Raw genomic sequence first — 1,038 nt, forward strand, 5'->3', positions numbered from 1 at the left:
GATCTGTTCCTCTAATGGAGGTCTTCCTCCCATGATAAAACGGCAGCGATACTATGATTCCCTGAAAGAAGAAGCATAGGATACAAAATCCTTGAGGAAAATGTGTCAACTAATCTTGACAAAATCAGACCTATTCTTTTCCAAAGTCATACGTCTGCTACCGCAAGCCGAGGGCGTTCAGTACAGAGCAGAGGGAACGGGCAAGGCAGATGATGATTGCAAATAACAAGGCAAAGGGAAATTAAAGAAAATTTAATGGAATTGTGTATGCGTTTGTGGTAAGATAATGACATTGAACAATTTAACAAATCGAAATTTAAGGAGAAAGAATATGAAAAATTTTTCTATGCCAGAGCAAGTTTCTCCGACATTAGAAATAGATGAGTTAATGAGGTTGAAACATAGTTTGGAAAAGAATGTATCAAGGGAAGTTGCAGAAAGCATAATAAAGGAAATTCCATTATCTATAAATTCAACACCAGACATTCGAGCCGAGTGGGTAGAAAAGCTATCTGCTATTCTTGAAAATAGATTTGATAAAAAAACGGTAAAAAACATTCGCCAAGAGTGCTATTGTAATGAAAATGGTAGGTTAGAAGATACAGCAAATAACTTGAAACAACTCTATCTCTCTTTGGATAAGGATTTGCATAGATTTGTCAATGCTCTGAACGAAAATGGTGCCGGTTGGTTTATTAAAGATAATCAACTGTATACAAAAATGTTTACTTGTGAATGTCCTATGTTAGAAAAAGCAAAAAATTCAAATTCATTAACATGGTGTCACTGCACTGCTGGATATAACAAAAAATTATTTGAGATTGTTTTTGAAAAACCTGTCTATGTAGAAATTGTGCAAAGCATACGGCAAGGATTTGATTTTTGTCTTTTGAGAATTACATTTCAATAAATGATTTTGTCAAGATTAGTTGACACATTTTCCTCAAGGATTTTGTATCCTATGCTTCTTCTTTCAGGGAATCATAGTATCGCTGCCGTTTTATCATGGGAGGAAGACCTCCATTAGAGGAACAGATC

1 protein-coding gene is annotated in these 1,038 nt (G+C 35.0%); it reads left to right on the forward strand.

Going from position 1 to position 1,038, the window contains the following annotated elements:
- Positions 1-331 precede the first annotated feature (331 nt).
- The gene (locus NSB25_RS29080) at positions 332-910 is read left to right on the forward strand and encodes a DUF6144 family protein (protein WP_016226243.1); all 579 of its coding nucleotides are present in this window, start codon (positions 332-334) and stop codon (positions 908-910) included.
- Positions 911-1,038 lie beyond the last annotated feature (128 nt).

The organism is Acetatifactor muris (genome assembly GCF_024623325.1).
Lineage (GTDB): Bacteria > Bacillota > Clostridia > Lachnospirales > Lachnospiraceae > Acetatifactor > Acetatifactor muris.

Bases quoted from the DNA above. Each gene is read 5' to 3' on its own strand.
- NSB25_RS29080 (WP_016226243.1), top strand. From the start codon at position 332: ATGAAAAATTTTTCTATGCCAGAGCAAGTTTCTCCGACATTAGAAATA.